The 16,696-nt window shown below is 38.2% G+C and carries 15 protein-coding genes; 12 read left to right on the top strand and 3 right to left on the bottom strand.

Annotated elements, in window-relative coordinates; translation table 11 throughout:
- Nucleotides 1-19 precede the first annotated feature (19 nt).
- Nucleotides 20-1,237 (top strand): Pycsar system effector family protein, encoded by a 1,218-nt coding sequence (locus Q2T41_RS07400; protein WP_304435557.1) that lies wholly within the window; start codon nucleotides 20-22, stop codon nucleotides 1,235-1,237.
- Here the strand turns inward: Q2T41_RS07400 and Q2T41_RS07405 are convergent.
- Nucleotides 1,226-3,598: a GAF domain-containing protein gene (locus Q2T41_RS07405; protein WP_304435558.1), complete on the bottom strand. Its 2,373-nt coding sequence runs from the start codon at nucleotides 3,596-3,598 to the stop codon at nucleotides 1,226-1,228. The two genes, Q2T41_RS07400 and Q2T41_RS07405, sit on opposite strands and share 12 nt — an antisense overlap.
- Before the next feature lie 110 nt (nucleotides 3,599-3,708).
- On the opposite strand from Q2T41_RS07405, the gene Q2T41_RS07410 reads away from it, so the two are divergent.
- The 11 genes from Q2T41_RS07410 (at nucleotide 3,709) to Q2T41_RS07460 (ending at nucleotide 13,256) form a co-directional block, all read left to right on the top strand.
- Nucleotides 3,709-4,605: a metallophosphoesterase family protein gene (locus tag Q2T41_RS07410; protein WP_304435559.1), complete on the top strand. Its 897-nt coding sequence runs from the start codon at nucleotides 3,709-3,711 to the stop codon at nucleotides 4,603-4,605.
- Nucleotides 4,606-4,609: 4 nt separating this feature from the next.
- Nucleotides 4,610-5,785 carry a helix-turn-helix domain-containing protein gene (locus Q2T41_RS07415; protein ID WP_304435560.1) on the top strand — a complete coding sequence of 392 codons (1,176 nt, stop codon included), beginning with the start codon at nucleotides 4,610-4,612 and terminating at the stop codon, nucleotides 5,783-5,785.
- A gap of 75 nt (nucleotides 5,786-5,860) precedes the next feature.
- Complete coding sequence (locus Q2T41_RS07420; protein WP_304435561.1) at nucleotides 5,861-6,982, top strand: acyltransferase family protein; 1,122 nt, start codon at nucleotides 5,861-5,863, stop codon at nucleotides 6,980-6,982.
- 115 nt (nucleotides 6,983-7,097) lie between these two features.
- Nucleotides 7,098-7,787, top strand: coding sequence for an aquaporin Z (gene aqpZ / locus Q2T41_RS07425; RefSeq protein ID WP_304435562.1), 690 nt, complete (start codon nucleotides 7,098-7,100; stop codon nucleotides 7,785-7,787).
- 101 nt (nucleotides 7,788-7,888) lie between these two features.
- Nucleotides 7,889-9,205, top strand: coding sequence for a gluconate:H+ symporter (locus tag Q2T41_RS07430; protein WP_304435563.1), 1,317 nt, complete (start codon nucleotides 7,889-7,891; stop codon nucleotides 9,203-9,205).
- Between the two features lie 10 nt (nucleotides 9,206-9,215).
- Nucleotides 9,216-9,683 carry a RidA family protein gene (locus Q2T41_RS07435; protein WP_304435564.1) on the top strand — a complete coding sequence of 156 codons (468 nt, stop codon included), beginning with the start codon at nucleotides 9,216-9,218 and terminating at the stop codon, nucleotides 9,681-9,683.
- Between the two features lie 5 nt (nucleotides 9,684-9,688).
- The gene (locus tag Q2T41_RS07440) at nucleotides 9,689-10,801 is read left to right on the top strand and encodes a D-TA family PLP-dependent enzyme (RefSeq protein WP_304435565.1); all 1,113 of its coding nucleotides are present in this window, start codon (nucleotides 9,689-9,691) and stop codon (nucleotides 10,799-10,801) included.
- A 2-nt stretch (nucleotides 10,802-10,803) separates the two neighbouring features.
- The gene (locus Q2T41_RS07445) at nucleotides 10,804-11,868 is read left to right on the top strand and encodes a dipeptidase (RefSeq protein WP_304435566.1); all 1,065 of its coding nucleotides are present in this window, start codon (nucleotides 10,804-10,806) and stop codon (nucleotides 11,866-11,868) included.
- Between the two features lie 4 nt (nucleotides 11,869-11,872).
- A complete protein-coding gene (locus tag Q2T41_RS07450; protein WP_304435567.1) occupies nucleotides 11,873-12,235 on the top strand; it encodes a hypothetical protein in 363 nt (120 codons plus the stop codon).
- 84 nt (nucleotides 12,236-12,319) lie between these two features.
- Nucleotides 12,320-12,487, top strand: a complete 168-nt coding sequence (locus Q2T41_RS07455) for a hypothetical protein (protein ID WP_304435568.1) — start codon at nucleotides 12,320-12,322, stop codon at nucleotides 12,485-12,487.
- A 115-nt stretch (nucleotides 12,488-12,602) separates the two neighbouring features.
- Entirely contained in the window at nucleotides 12,603-13,256 is a 654-nt protein-coding gene (locus Q2T41_RS07460; protein ID WP_144802783.1) for a hypothetical protein, read from the top strand.
- Between the two features lie 23 nt (nucleotides 13,257-13,279).
- Here the strand turns inward: Q2T41_RS07460 and Q2T41_RS07465 are convergent, their stop codons facing one another.
- On the bottom strand, nucleotides 13,280-15,454 hold the full coding sequence (locus Q2T41_RS07465; protein WP_304435569.1) for an acylase: 2,175 nt from the start codon (nucleotides 15,452-15,454) through the stop codon (nucleotides 13,280-13,282).
- Nucleotides 15,455-15,501: 47 nt separating this feature from the next.
- Nucleotides 15,502-16,548 (bottom strand): TPM domain-containing protein, encoded by a 1,047-nt coding sequence (locus Q2T41_RS07470; RefSeq protein WP_304435570.1) that lies wholly within the window; start codon nucleotides 16,546-16,548, stop codon nucleotides 15,502-15,504.
- Between the last annotated feature and the right edge of the window lie 148 nt (nucleotides 16,549-16,696).

Here is a 16,696-nt window from a genome sequence, read left to right on the forward strand (position 1 = left end):
TTTCTAACCAAAATTTCCTATGTCGAATATCTTAGCCAAGGCACAAGATTTTGTGACCGATCTACTTACTAACAAGTTGGATAAGAATTTCCTATATCATAACCTCAGGCACACTCAACGTGTCGTTAAAAGTACTAAAGAATTATTGGACTCATGTTCTCTATCCGATCAAGAAAGGGAATTATTACTACTTGTTGCCTGGCTGCATGATACAGGATACACCAAAGGGATAATAGATCATGAGGAGAACAGCTGTACCATAGCCGAGACTTTCCTAACAAAGGAAGGTTATGAACCCAATAAAATAGAACAGATAAAAACGTGTATACTGGCCACAAAATGGAATGCAAAGCCATCTAATTTAATGGAGGAAATCATAAGGGATGCGGATTCCTCACATTTTGCCCAAAGTAGTTATATTGAAACATCTGAATTACTACGTGAGGAGCTAAAATTACTGGGGGTTAAAAATTTTAGCCAAAAGGAATGGTTGCAAGGCAACATTCAAGTATTTAGAACAGACCACCAATATTACACGGACTATGCCAAGGAACATTGGTCAGAAAAAAAAGATAAGAATTTAAAAAAGCTGATCAAGGATAAAAAATCCGAGAAAAAAATTGCAAAAAAAGAACGGCTCAAAGCCAAATTTAAGGGCGAAAGTCCAGATCGGGGCATACAGACCTTATATAGGGTTACGCTTAAAAATCATATTACCTTAAGTGACATTGCGGATACCAAGGCCAATATTCTTCTTTCTGTGAATGCTATCATAATATCGTTGGCATTATCCAATTTAATTCCAAAATTGGACAACCCGTCCAACGATTATCTGATATACCCAACCGTAATTTTTGTTCTCTTTGCTATAGTATCAATGATATTAGCGGTTTTGGCAACTAGACCCAATGTAACCAGTGGTTCTTTTACCAAAGAAGATGTGGCCAACAAAAATGTGAATTTATTGTTTTTTGGTAATTTTCATAAAATGAAATTAGGGGAGTACGAGTGGGCCATACAAGAAATGCTAAAGGATAAGGATTACATATATTCTTCCTTGACCAAAGACCTTTATTTTTTAGGAATAGTGCTCAATAGAAAATACACCTTGTTGCGTTGGACCTACACTATATTTATGATAGGCATGATCCTCTCCGTTATTGCATTTGCAATCTCGTTCAAGTTCTATGGCCCGGACAGAAAACTAGAATTATTGAGCCAAGTACTATTCCTTTAAGGTATCGATCAAATCATTGTAAGTATAGGTTTTATCCGGAGCTTTCTCCGTTTTGTATAGGATTTCGGCACGTATGGCCTTAAGACCCGATACGCCCTGCAACCCCTCCAACTCAACAATCTCTATTTTGTTGGTAAAATAACCTTTAGATTTTAAGAACTTAATATATCTTAAATACTCCAGCTCATCTTTTTTCTGTGAATACACGATTGAAAGCATGCCTTTCTTGGTCAATCTTTCCTCGGTTCCCTTAATATATGATTTGTCTATCCTTTTCTTGATTACCTCATAACGGGCGTTATAGGTTCCATCAACATCAAATTGTTTTTCATCCATTCTAAATCGAATGGATAATGAGGTATTGTACACCAGTATTAATGAGGTGGCGTCTAACGGAACGGGCAACTCAGGTTTTAGGGCATAGTGTACATTTTCCATTTCACACATTACCTGTAATTGCCAAAGTCGAAGATTATTAAGATATAGCTGGTTATATTCCAAATCTTCTGATATAGATTCACCAATGTACATATTATGTTCTACTCCATCCGTCTTAAAGCGCTCATAATAATGTGGATACATGTTTTGTGCACTTTCTTGCTTCTTATCAATAACGGCAGATAATTTTTTATTGATCAGGGTTACACTTTCATCATAGTTTTTTCTATGATCGTAATAGGAACCCGTACCCATATCAATCTTTGCCTCATAGGCAAGAATATGTTTTTCAATGGTACTATCGGATTTTTTTAAATGCTCAAAAACCGGTGTGATTTCATCGTGTACAAAATCAAATATGGCCTGCTCACTATTGGTGTACAACATTTCCTTTATACTTTCAAGGTGATTGTTCACCCTAAATATCAATTCTTCATAAATGGGCAGGTGCCACTTATCCATAGCCAAAGTAAGAACATTGGCTATTTCAGAAAGCTGTATCATTAAATCTCGCTGAATGGCAAGGTTTCTGGCCTTGGAAGAATCCTTAATATCAATTTGACCAAATAGCGGATACACATCCTTAAAGATAATTTCCCTGAACGCAGTTGGTCTTCCTTCCAACTCATCTCCCATAAACCTTTTGGCCTCTTCCTGAAATTTCCAATATACAGAGGAATGCACAGAGGTACATTCATTCTGTATAATTGCATCTATCCTATTATTTTCCTCATTTTTGGCGCGTACCACAGCAGATACGATAAAGGGCATTACATCGTCTAGCTTTTGCGCATTTACACCATTCAGCACTCCTTTTCGTTCAGAAACTACTTCTAGAACGCCCAATAATTTTCCTTCAAAGGCAATGGGAGCAAAAATTGCACTCTTAATTTGCTGCTCCTTTAATGCAGTATAAGGCTCCACACCCCCATTTGTCTCCACAAAACGGTCAATATCGGTTATGATGAAATAAGCATTGTCATTGATTAACTTGTCATACGACTCCATGCACAAAGCGGTCTTGCAGCTTAAATGATCTTGACCATGTAAAAGAAAACTATTGAAGCTCATGCCTATAATCTCCTCAAACCTATCGCTCTTGGAATCATATGAGGCAAAACCCACCTTTATATTGGGCAGTTTAAAGAAGGATTTGAAGGTCTCTTGCAATTCCTCCATGAAATTTACGGGACGCAAATTATTCTTGGAAATCAATTTTGATTTTATATCTGATATAGCCTGCTCTGCCGTAACGTCAAACAAGTTTGCTATGACAAAACCCTTGCTAATAAAACTTTCTGGCGGAATCTTCTCCATCCACAATGCTACGTCATATGGGTTTTCCAATAATTCATCTACATCGTCCTGGGTAATGTCTTTTGCTTTTTCAGTAGCAATAATCTCTATAAAATCTGCATTGTATAAAATTCTGTAGTGGCGCATAACCCCCTGCGCATCTGGTATATCATAAAAATAAGGTCTGCTAAAATCAAATTCAAATCCATAGTGGAAATTCAAGATCACAACACAGCTCATGATATAGTCCATATCTTCGCCAAGGCTTCTCATTTCTGGCTGATATTCCTTACCAGCTTCACTGATTATCTTTTGAAAGCGTTTTGTTGACTTAATGATAACATCCCTGTACGGCAACGTGGCAACCTTAATTTCGTTGGTACTCAATGCCTCGGTAAAGGTATCCTGTAAAATTGTATCGATAACCTCCTTGTATTCTTCCAATAGAGCAAAATCCGTAAATCCGTCACGCAGTTCCGGATATTGGCTTTGGGCATCCAATATGCGTTTGGCCGTTGCGGCCAAAAAAGGGTCATCTCCGGTCAATTGTTCCTCATACTTCCGCAGAAGTTTGTCAAAACTGACCAGATGCTTTAAAGGCATAACACTATTGTACGGATGGTTCATGTAATTCTTAGTCTACATTTATGCTGTAAAGTTACAAAACACCACAAGTTTTTTGGAAACTACTCCCATATGGTTGGCGGGATTTTCGGATATTTAACGAAAAATAGACCATGTCATCGGAAACCAGACTTAATAAAGCCCTTAAAAATGCCAAAGTCCTTTCCTTTGACGATACTTCCAAATTCATTCTGTTTAGTGACTGTCATAGAGGCGACAATAGTTTTGCCGATGATTTTGCCAATAATAGAAACATTTACTATCACGCCCTAAAATTCTATTTTTCAGAAGGATATCAATATTGCGAGCTTGGTGATGGTGATGAACTATGGGAAAATATTCACTTTGAATCTATTTTTGAAGCACATAAAAATGTATTTAAATTATTAAAACAGTTTCATCTAGAACATAGATTGCACATGATCTGGGGCAATCATGATATGGTCTACAAGGATGAAGCTTATGTTAAAAAACACCTTTCAAGTTATTTTGAGCCTATTGACGATAAGGACAAATCGCTCTTTGAGGGCATAAAATACCATGAGGCCATTATATTAAGGCATAAGGATACCCAACAAGAAATTTTTCTTACCCATGGCCACCAAGCAGATTGGTGGAACTATACTTTTTGGAGATGGGGCCGATTTTTAGTCAGGGTCCTTTGGAAACCTTTACAGGTATGGGGCATTGCCGATCCTACCTCTCCCGCAAAGAACTACACGGAACTTATAAAAGTAGAACGGCGTATAAAAAAATGGATTTTAAAGCACAACCTTTTGGTTACGGTCATAGGGCATACCCACAGGCCCCGTTTTCCAGAACCTGGTGATATCCCCCTTTTTAACGATGGTAGTTGTGTGCACCCTAGGAGTATAACAGGAATTGAGATAGAAAACGGAAAGATTTCATTGATCAAATGGCAGATCAACACAACCGATGATGGTACTTTACGTGTTGTACGTATTTTACTTGAAGGTCCCCAAAAACTAGAGGACTATAGAGAAAAGTAATGTAATGGTTACAATAAACGAACTTATAGACCAAATTCCTGTTAGGCATAATCTAACATCGGGCATTATGTTGTTGGGGGTGGTACAAAACATCTTTATAAGTCTTATAATGTTGTTAAAAAGTAAGGGAAACCCGCCCTTAAAATATTTGGCCCTAGCAATTTTGTTCGGTGCCATAATATTTTTAGATGTATATGTCTGTTACACCGGGCTAATGAAGCATGTACTTTTTTTAAACGATTCTACGGAACCTTTGGTCCTTTTATTAGGACCCATGATTTATTTTTCCATTTATGGTTTCTTAAAGCGGAGGCACATATCCCTAAAACAAGGTTGGTGGCATTTTGTGCTTCCAGTGGGCTATTTTATGTCTCAAATTCCTTTTTACCTTGCACCACTATCAGTTAAACTTAATGCTTATCTAGGTGCATATTTTAATGATTTTCCCACTGCTAACGTAACAGAAAACTTTAATTACAGCTATCATTTTTTCAAGGATATTTTTGATTGGCTTATTCTGATAAGTCTTTTAACCTATACCATCCTATCAATGATCTTGGTTAGGGAAGAACATGCTAGAATTACTCAAAATGCGTCTACCGGCAACTATGCCAAATATATATTTACAAGAAACTCCGCGCTTATACTGTGTTTCTTTTTCTTACTTGTCTTTTGCGTATTTTATGTATATGATGATGATAAGGGTGATCAATATATAGCAATTTTTGAAACCGTAGTGGCATTTGCAACCACCTATATTATAGTTTCGGAATCACGCTTTTTTGATAAATCTTGGGTAGCGGACAAATATGAAACTTTAGGAAAACCTACCAAACAAATTTCATTTAAGGAAATAGAAACATTTGTTGATACAGAAGAGTATGTGCTATCCATAAATGCAAGTTTAAATGACCTGGCCGGACGCTTACAGATGCACCCCAACCAAATTTCAAAGGCAATTAATCTAGGGTTTGGCTCAAACTTTAATTCCTACATCAATTCTAAACGAATAGCCCTTGCAAAACATAGACTTATAGATGCGCAATATAACCATCTCACCATTGAAGCTATAGGAGCATCTGTTGGTTTTAAATCCAAATCTGCCTTTTACAATGCTTTTAAGAAAGAAATAGGGTCTTCCCCTTCAAAATTTCAAAAAACAATTTATCCAAAATTGTAATTGTGGAGAGATTGGCGGTCCATTAAAACCACAAAGACATCTAAAATCTTCAAATTTGACCAAAACTTAACGGTCATGGATAAAAGGTTTAGAAGATACGATTTGGATTGGTTGCGTGTATTTGTCTTTTCGCTATTAATATTCTATCACGTGGGAATGTTCTTTGTTCCTTGGGGGTGGCATTTAAAAAACAATATCATTTATGAATGGCTAACCTGGCCTATGCTTTTTTTAAACCAATGGAGATTGCCCATTCTATTCCTTATTTCTGGTATGGGAACCTACTACGCTTTTTCTAAACGCACCCTGTTGGAATTTAACAAAGAACGTTTTCTACGATTAGGTGTGCCCCTGCTCTTTGGTATGTTGGTCATTGTACCCCCTCAAATTTATTTTGAACGTCTGGCGGAAAATCAATTTCACGGATCCTATCTGGAATATCTTGGTACTATTGCATATAAGGGTGTTTACCCAGAAGGTAACATTAGCTGGCACCATTTATGGTTTTTGCCTTACCTATTAATATTTTCCATTCTGCTATCCCCCGTTTTCATTTTTTTAAAACATAGAAAAAATAAACTGATCAGTTGGACCAAGGGAATACTTCATAAACCACTGGGACCTTACATTTTTATAATACCATTGTATTTGCTAGAAGCATTTATGGAACCTTTTTTTGATATTACCCATGACCTCCTTAATGACTGGTTTAACTTCACTTCTTCCATGACCTTGTTTTTCTTTGGCTTTGTCCTTGTTGCCAATGAAGAGGTTTTCTGGATAGCTCTATCAAAAATCAGACAAAAAGCACTGAGATTTGGTATTTTAGGATTTATAGGTCTACTCTTAATCTGGCAATTGGAAGATGGTTACGTGGTACATTTTACTGAAGCATTTTTAAAAGTCTTTAATTTTTGGTCATGGATTCTTGTACTATTGGGCTATGCAGCAACCTATAAGAACAAACCAAGCAAATACCTAAATTATGCCAATAGAGGAGTATACCCATTTTACATCCTGCACCAAACAGTCACAATTGCATTGGCCTATTATGTAAAGGATTTAAACTGGGGGCTGCTTACCAAGTCATTTGTTCTTATCATAGGTACATTCCTAATTTGCTGGTTAATCTATCATTTTATAATCTTAAAAATAAAAATTTTACATCCCCTATTTGGATTGAAAAAAATGGTTTAACATCTCATTGATCATAAAAAACTAGTTTAAAAAAACGCCCTAAAACTTCAACAATTATGTGACTTACATAAGGTTTTGGTTTCTAAATATATAGAATCAATTAAACCTTATTAAAATGAAAAAATTTATTGCAGAATTTATCGGGACGCTATGGTTGGTCTTAGGTGGTTGCGGTAGTGCCGTCCTTGCAGCAGGATTTCCAGAAATGGGTATTGGCTTTGTTGGGGTATCCTTGGCCTTTGGACTCACCGTGGTTACCATGGCGTACGGCATAGGCCATATTTCCGGATGTCATTTAAATCCGGCCGTATCCATTGGTCTCTGGGTAGGGGGACGTTTTGACGGTAAAGATCTATTTCCTTATATCATTGCCCAATGTATGGGGGCTATTGCGGGTGCTGCCATACTATTTCTTATTGCTTCGGGTAAATCAGATTTTGTATTGGGCAATTTTGCCGCCAACGGTTATGGAGAGCATTCCCCGGGAGGATATAGTATGACTTCTGCATTCTTCATTGAAGTGGTTATGACCTTTATTTTTCTTTTTGTGATTTTAGGTTCTACATATACAAAGGCCCCAAGAGGATTTGCCGGCTTGGCCATTGGCCTTTGCCTTACGCTTATACACCTTATTAGCATACCGGTCACCAATACTTCTGTAAACCCTGCCCGTAGTACCAGTCAAGCACTTTTTGTCAACGATTGGGCACTAGGACAACTATGGTTGTTCTGGTTGGCCCCAATTATCGGTGCTATTCTAGCAGGAATTGTCTACAAAGTTATCACCCCCGAAACTACGGATTAAGTTATTTTCACATTAAGAATACGCATCATATTAATATAAAATATGATGCGCTTTTATTTTATGGTATATTTAAAGTATCAACCAATCAACTCAACTTTAACATGCCATTATTCATTGTAATTTTAGGAATACTTCTACTCTTTGTACTTATTGCCCGTTTTAAATTAAATGCTTTTATCACCTTTATCATCGTATCCCTGTTCGTTGGTATCGCAGAAGGTATGGACCCCTTAAGTGTTGTGGACTCCATTCAGAAAGGTATAGGCAATATATTAGGTTTTCTCGTCATTATTTTAGGTTTGGGAGCCATGTTGGGCAAATTGGTGGCAGATAGTGGCGCTGCCCAACGTATAACTACAAAACTGGTAGAAAAATTCGGTAAAAAGAATATTCAATGGGCCGTTGTCCTAACGGGGTTTATAGTAGGTATTCCCATGTTCTATTCCGTTGGTTTCGTAATTTTGGTACCCTTGGTATTTACCATTGCCGCAGCTACCGGGCTGCCCTTATTATATGTTGGACTTCCAATGTTGGCCTCCCTCTCGGTAACCCATGGATATCTGCCGCCACACCCAGCCCCTACTGCATTGGCATCTATGTTCAATGCCGATATTGGCAAGACATTATTATACGGTATTTTAGTGGCCATCCCAGCAATTATCGTGGCAGGACCCTTATTTTCAAGAACTTTAAAAAATATAAACGCTACCCCTTTAAAGGAATTTATAAATCCTGTAATTTTAAAGGAAGATGAAATGCCCAGTATGGCCAATAGTATCATCAGTGCACTTTTACCCGTAATTCTTATAGCAATTGCCGCTCTTGCCCAACTCTTTATGCCTACGGATTTCTTTCTAACAAAAATTTTGGTGTTTATGGGTAATCCTGCCATAGCCATGTTGATTTCGGTATTGGTGGCTATTTATACCTTGGGATTGGGACGAGGCAAAAGTATGGCGGAAGTTATGGGGTCGGTAAGCAGTGCCATTACCGGTATTACCATGGTACTTCTAATCATTGCCGGATCCGGAGCTTTAAAACAGGTATTGATCGATAGTGGAGTAAGCGAATATATTGGTGGTATTTTGGAACAATCTTCAGTATCTCCTTTAATTTTAGCTTGGCTGATCGCTACGGTCATCCGTGTTTGCGTAGGTTCCGCAACCGTAGCCGGTTTAACGGCAGCAGGTATTGTACTGCCATTGGTGCAAGGCACCGGAGTTAGTCCAGAATTAATGGTGCTAGCCATTGGTTCCGGAAGTTTAATGTTATCCCACGTAAACGATAGCGGCTTTTGGCTCTTTAAAGAATACTTCAACTTGTCCGTAAACGATACCCTTAAAAGTTGGACCGTTATGGAAACAACTGTAGGGGTTATGGGGTTGATCGGTGTTCTGGTAATAAATATGTTCATTTAAAAAAATAAATATGCAAAAGAAACCTTCTGAAATAATTAAGGAATTAGGGTTGGTACTTCCACCCGCACCGCCACCTGCAGGATTGTACAAACCGGTTCTTGTCGTGGACCATTTTCTTTATATATCCGGACAAGGACCCATGCAGAATGATGGTTCTTTGATCATTGGCAGAGCAGGCGATGATATGACCATGGAAGAGGCAAAATTAGCCGCAAGGCAAGTGGCCTTGACCATGCTATCCACTATACAGACCCATTTTGGCGATATCGATAAAATTAAACGTATTGTAAAGACCTTGGGAATGGTAAATTCCACTCCAGATTTTGGGCAGCAACCTTTGGTCATTAATGGTTTCAGCGAACTTATGGCAGCTATTTTTGGTCCCGATAACGGTGTTGGTGTTCGTAGTGCAGTTGGTATGATACTACCTGGCGGAATACCTGTTGAAATTGAGGCTCATTTTGAATTACATCATTAAATCTCATGAAAGACGACCACTGGTATTCCTTACACTATCCTGAGGAGGTTATTTCCCCCTCACTGCTTGTCTATCCAGATAGAATACAGCATAATATCAATACCATGATTTCTATGGTAGGTGATGTAAATAGATTAAGGCCCCATGTAAAAACCTTCAAAAATGCCAACATCATTGGAATGCAAATGTTATCTGGAATCCACAAATTTAAATGTGCCACGATTCCCGAAGCGGAATTGCTTGGAGATTGCAACGCCAAAGATGTCCTATTGGCAATGCAACCTATTGGCCCAAATACTAAACGCTTTGTTGAACTCATAAAAAAATATGGCAACACCAAATTCTCTACCCTCGTAGACAACGCCAAAACTGTAAATCTGCTAGGTGATCTAGCTAAAGCTAATAATATTAAAATTCCGCTGTGGATAGATATCAATAACGGTATGAACCGAACAGGTTTAGCTCCTGACCAAAAAGCATTGGCCCTATATAGAGCATTAAATGAACATGAGCATTTAATTGCCGAAGGTTTACATGTGTACGATGGTCATTTACGAAATACGGATCCCACTATACGCCAAGCAGATTGCAGTACCGCTTTTGAACCAGTATTAAAATTAAAAGCCGCTATTGAGCAACTACGGATACCAAATCCAAAAATAGTGGCTGGTGGTTCACCAACATTTCCATTTCACTGCAAGCGGAAAGATGTGGAGGCCAGCCCAGGTACCACATTACTTTGGGATTCCGGCTATGGAAATCTTTTTCCAGAGATGAATTTTTTACCTGCGGCAGTTTTAATAACACGTATACTCAGCAAACCCACTACTGGTATTCTTTGTTTTGATCTAGGTCATAAATCCATAGCACCGGAAATGCCTTTTCCCCGAATAGAATTTTTAGACCTTGAACACAGTAAGCAAATTAGTCAGTCAGAAGAGCATTTGGTAGTTGAATATGACGACCTTACCATACCTGAGATAGGTGATGTGCACTACGCAGTTCCTAAACATATTTGTCCTACCGTAGCTAAATACGATACCCTTACCGTCGTTAAAGATAATGAGGTTATCGATCATTGGCCGGTAACTGCAAGAACCCAAAAATCTACTATTTAAACATGTTTATATTCGATGCCCATTTAGACCTATCTATGAATGCCATGGAGTGGAACCGCGACCTTACTTGGTCTGTTGAAGATATTAGAAAAGGTGAGCAAGGTATGACCGACAAACCGGATAGAGGTAACAATACAGTATCGTTAGATGCTATGCGAAAAGGTAATATAGGGCTCTGTATGGCAACGCAAATTGCCCGTTATGTCCATAAGGACAATACACTACCGGGGTGGAAATCACCCCAACAGGCATGGGCACAGACACAAGGGCAACTGGCATGGTACAGAAGCATGGAAGATGCTAAAGAAATGGTTCAAATCACCAACAAAACCCAACTTGATGCGCACCTGGAACTTTGGAAAACCGATAATGAAAAGAAACCTATTGGCTATATATTAAGTTTAGAAGGTGCAGATTCTATCATTGATATCTCATACTTAAAACGTTCATATGATCAAGGGTTACGCGCCATTGGCCCCGCACATTATGGCCCCGGCACATATGCCCATGGTACCAACTCATCTGGTGGAATAGGTACCAAAGGAAGAGCGCTATTAAAGGAAATTCAACGTTTAGGAATAATTTTAGACGTAACCCATCTATGCGATATCAGTTTTTGGGAAACTATGGTGAATTATGACGGTCCTCTTTGGGCCAGCCACAATAATTGCAGGGCCCTAGTTAACCACCATAGGCAATTTACAGATGAACAGATCAAGGAAATTATATCACGTAAAGGTGTTATTGGTGTTGTACTTGATGCTTGGATGATGGTTCCAAATTGGGAAAGAGGGGTTTCTACACCGCAATCTGCAGGGGTTAGTCTACAGCAAATGCTCGATAATATCGATCACATTTGTCAACTTGCCGGTAATGCCAATCATGTAGGCATTGGTTCTGACCTAGATGGCGGATTTGGAAAAGAACAAGGTCCTGCCGATGTAGATACCATTGCAGATTTGCAAAAAAGCGTACATTTATTAGAAAACAGAGGGTATGCACCTCTAGACATTGAGAAAATAATGAGCGGAAATTTCATTTCATTCGTAAGGGAAAATTTAAAATAATGTATTGAAAAAATTATACGCATATTTAGTCTCACTCATATTATTGCTCGGACTTTCGGCAAATCGGGTATGTTCAAGTACATGTAACTATTCGCGCATAAATTTTGAAATTTCTTTATTTGATCCATCTAGGGAGTATTTAACCTATCAGGATAACCTATCTGCCCCATACCATCAAAACACTGCAATTGCTCCTAACACCTCTGGTATTTGTAAAAGTATCCGTGGTATAACTATAGTTTCCGAAAGTAGATTACAGCTTAAACTAAAAAGTCAGAACCTTATCTTTTCAACAAATGCAACAGGTATAAAACAAGCTACATTTCTTAATTCAATCTTTTCCTCTATATATCAAAGAACTGCATAAAAGAAAATAATCTTTAAGATTATTTTTTAGTGTACCAAGTGTACGCATGATAAAACCTATCTCTACTAATTTATCATCACTTTTATGCATTGCAAAAAAATCAACAAAGCCTTCCTTTGGCTTAAAAGGAAGGTAACCATCGTTATGGCTGCGGTCATGATAGGAATATCAAACGTTATTTATGAAGAAGAAAAGATGATTCATGGTGATTTCATCAAAACAGAGCAAAAACAAGAAAAAGACAGCGACTAACACTGCTAACAGCTACATTTCAACGAATTATATGATAATGAATTAATTTTTAACGAAGCCTTAAGTGCCCATGGCAGGGTATTTGTTATCTTTATTTCATCATATTGAGTAATAAATGAGAAATTCTTTTTTTCTTTTAATAGTTATGGTTTGTTGTGCATTAACCAAGGTTTCCGCACAGTCCGAATTTCCTACTCCAAAACCCTTAAAAATTGAGGCGGCAAAACCTATTGAGCCGCAAGGCAAGACAAGTACGGGTAATGCTTTAAATATGCCTTCTCTGATCAAGGAACAGCCCAATATTGATATGAATTCCAGAAATCCGGTAAAAATGTTGCCCGATGAAGAATTGGTACAGGCAGGCACGGGCATGAAAATTGACCCAAGGGTTGGTCCTGGAGAGCGCCTAAATGGATCTGGACAATTTTTTGCAGACCAGTATTTAGGAGATATTAAAAGTAACGGAAAATATATTGGTATTGTTTGTAGAGATCATGAATATGTAGACGGTGACCGTGTTAAGATTTATATGAACGATATGGTCATTGAGCAAAATCTATTACTGACCGGAGCTTTTAAAGGAATTAATGTAGACCTACAAGATGGCTTTAACCGTTTGGACTTTGAAGCTTTGAACCACGGTTCCTCTGCACCTAACACCGCACAGGTAGATGTGTACAATGATAAAGGAGAGCTGATCTACTCTAACAAATGGTTATTATCCGCGGGTTCTAAGGCTACTTTGATCGTTACCAAAGAATCAATGTAGTCCTAATTTTTTACTTAGTTTTTTTACTTACCAGGAACATACGTGCGTTTTGCGTTTTTTAGAACATCATTACGATAATAAAGTACATCTTTCCAATTTGCATTCCTGTAACTATCAATCTGATCGTTAAAATGTGGCGAACCGGGATTACCACTTTGTCCGCCTGCCAGAATACTTTTAGCCTTTACCGTATCCCCAAATTCAACAACTGCGGCAAAACTGTTGCCCCTTGTACCATATAAATTTTTAGCACCATCCGTTGTATACCGAGCGCCATAAGCGGCCAATGCCCCCCACCTACCGGATGCAAAGCCTATAGGAATGCTTGGTTGTGCATCATCAAAATGTTGTACAATATCTCCTGTAGTTCGCTGATATCTATTTACCGTTCCCCACGGCATTTTCCACGTACCAAAATCCGCCGTTAGTTCATCAATCACCTCTTCAAATATCTTTAATGCTTCTTCTGTATGTATACCAAAATAAATCATACGTTCCATGTCACTCAACCCTTCCGGATGCGCTGCCCTACTGCCCATTGCCGTTCCATAAAAGTGGGCCAAGGTCATAGCTACTTGATCTTCTCCAGTAGTGTAATCCCAATCTTCTAAAATTTTTATTGGTCCCCTTAATTTTGGATTTTTATCGTCATGCGAATTATAAGCCTTTACCAATCCAGGAATGAGCGCCTTAAAGGCTGGTAAAAATGGATCATGTGCCAATTGAATTAAACTATCTATGGTATATCCTTTACGATCTTTCAATAAGCCAATAGCATGTACTCCCCTAAAATTCTCTTGATCCCTGGACATATAATAGGGGTAATCTTCTTTGCTAGGACTAAATTCCAACGCTGCAGTATACGGAGTAGAATTACAATTCTGGATCCAACCATTTTCAGGATTCTTTATTAGAATATTTTCATCTACGGTATGCAATCCTTGCCAATCTGTCTTAGGGTCACTACCATCTACAGGTTGGGAATAGTTGAACTGAACGTCTCTTTTTGGAACAAAATTTCCATGAAAGTATGCAATGTTGCCTTCCGCATCTGCATAAACCGTATTGTTGCTTGAGTTGGTTCGGATATCCATCATGGTCCTAAAACCTTTGTATCCACTTTGTTTTGTACGGATAAACGATTGTTCCAAGGCTTTTACAGGTTCCCACATCATGGCAGATGCCGTCCATTGCCCATCGGCAACATGGGTTATGGGTCCGTGGTGCGTTCTGTATGCAGGAAATTTTTTCTCTTTCAATACTTCTCCATCCAGATACTTTAATATTATTTCAGACGATGCCACAGGACGTAATTCTTCTCCGTATTGATACATCAATTCGTCATCGTTTTTTATAATCGTTTCCTTGAATTCATCCATAACATCGGTATAGGTTGATGTATGCATCCATCCGGTTTTATCGTTAAATCCTTGGTAAACGAAAAACTGGCCCCAAGTTACCGCACCATAGGCATTTAATCCCTCTTCAGAAACTACATGAACTTCTCCCCTAAAATAAAACGAGGTATGCGGATTGATCAATAACAAAGGGTTACCGGACCGTGTCAGCTTACCCGTAATTGCAATTCCGTTAGAACCTTGAGGCTCCTCCACTTCCTTCTCTTTATTTAATTGCAATATTTCCATCTTGGGCAGCTCCATATCACTCTCATAAAAAGCGGCGATCTTCCTAGTAGAAATGCGCTCAATATCCCCACCAATAGAGCCTTCACTAAAATACATGGGCATCCATGGTTCAAAATGCGTCAGCAATTTCGGTTTTACTTCTGGGTGCGTATAGAGATAGTAATTTATTCCGTCTGCAAAAGCATCACATAACTCTTTTAACCAAGTAGGACTCTTTTCATAATTCGCTTTAGCCTCTTCTTTGGTCATGAACAGTTTTGCGCGCAAATCGCTGTACAAGGCTTCTTCACCAACTACTTCTGCCAATCTACCCGTTGCCCATATGTAGTTTTGCTCTACACGGTTAAAATCATCCTCGCACTGTGCATACAACAATCCAAAAACGGCATCTGCATCTGTCTTACCATAAATATGAGGCACACCATAACCATCCCTTATAATCTCAACATTTGCCGCTTGTGCCTCCCACTTATTCACTTTGGGGTTACCGGCTTTCTCCGTATTACAAGATAAAAATAGGATGAAGACCAACACATAAACTATTTTATTCATAACCACTATACTTTTAGATCATTAAGGCTTATAAATGTACTTTATTTTTACCAGCTGCCACTTGCACCACCACCGCCAGAACTGCCGCCCCCGCCAGAAAATGAACTAGAACTACCACCAGAAGAACGACTGCCCGAACCAAATGAATGGCTTCCTGATGAGGAGAATGTTTTTCTATAATAAGTCTTGTCATTTTTTAACCATGAAATACTTAGTTTGTCCTTGCCCGTTATTTTTAGTTTTATAAATGCAATGATAGCCGCTATACCAAAAAAGGGTAACAATAGCCATAATAAAAGCTTTGGTTCATCAAAAATGTGCATTACCATATCTTGGTCAGACGTATAAATACTATATGCAATGAACAAAGGAATTACCATGAACACCATACCAAACAAAGTTGATATAGAGCCTCCTAATAACATAAAAATACCGGGCAGTACACCTAACTTACCAATGAACACCCCTCTAAACACCTCTATTACGTTTTGATAACTCCTAAAGAAGAAAAAACCACCTACACCCATGAATATGGAAAGAAAAACACCAAGGAAGATGTTCATGTAAAGTTTTTCCTTGTCATGTTCATCAGCTATTTCTTGTTTAAATTCTTCTAATGCTTCGGGGTCATTAAGAAATTCAATAAGCTGATTCGTCGCATGATCAATACCATTAAAATATGCCTCTTCCTTAAAATTAGGAATCATGGTATTTCTTATGATTCTTGAGGCAACGGCATCGGTAATATAAGGCTCTAACCCATAACCTACCTCTATTCTTACTTCTCGGTCCAATTCTGAAAATAGAATCAGTAGTCCGTTATCTTTTCCTTCTTGACCAATTCCGTTTTGGTTGAACAGCCCATTGGCATAAGTCTCAATGGTTTCATAACCTAGTTGCTCTATAGTTACAATGACCAATTGATTGGTAGTAGCGGTTTCAAAATCTACCAAACGCTGATTTAAATCCATTTCTTGTTCTGGCGTAAAAATGTAGGCACTATCGGTTACAAAATCACGCAGCTCATAATATTGTTCTTGAGCATTGGCACACAAACCAATTAGAAGAAAAAAGAAGATCGTTTTTTTAAACATTGAGCGGTAGTCTGGTTACTCAAATATAAAAACCTTTATCGATACCTTACATCAATATCAAAATCTATTCTAGATTCGGTTAAACTTTAGAATTGAAGTAACTTGCGATTCATTACCGGTAGGTCTTGACCGGACATTAAAAACCAAA

The sequence above is a fragment of the Maribacter confluentis genome, assembly GCF_030505015.1.
Lineage (GTDB): Bacteria > Bacteroidota > Bacteroidia > Flavobacteriales > Flavobacteriaceae > Maribacter > Maribacter sedimenticola.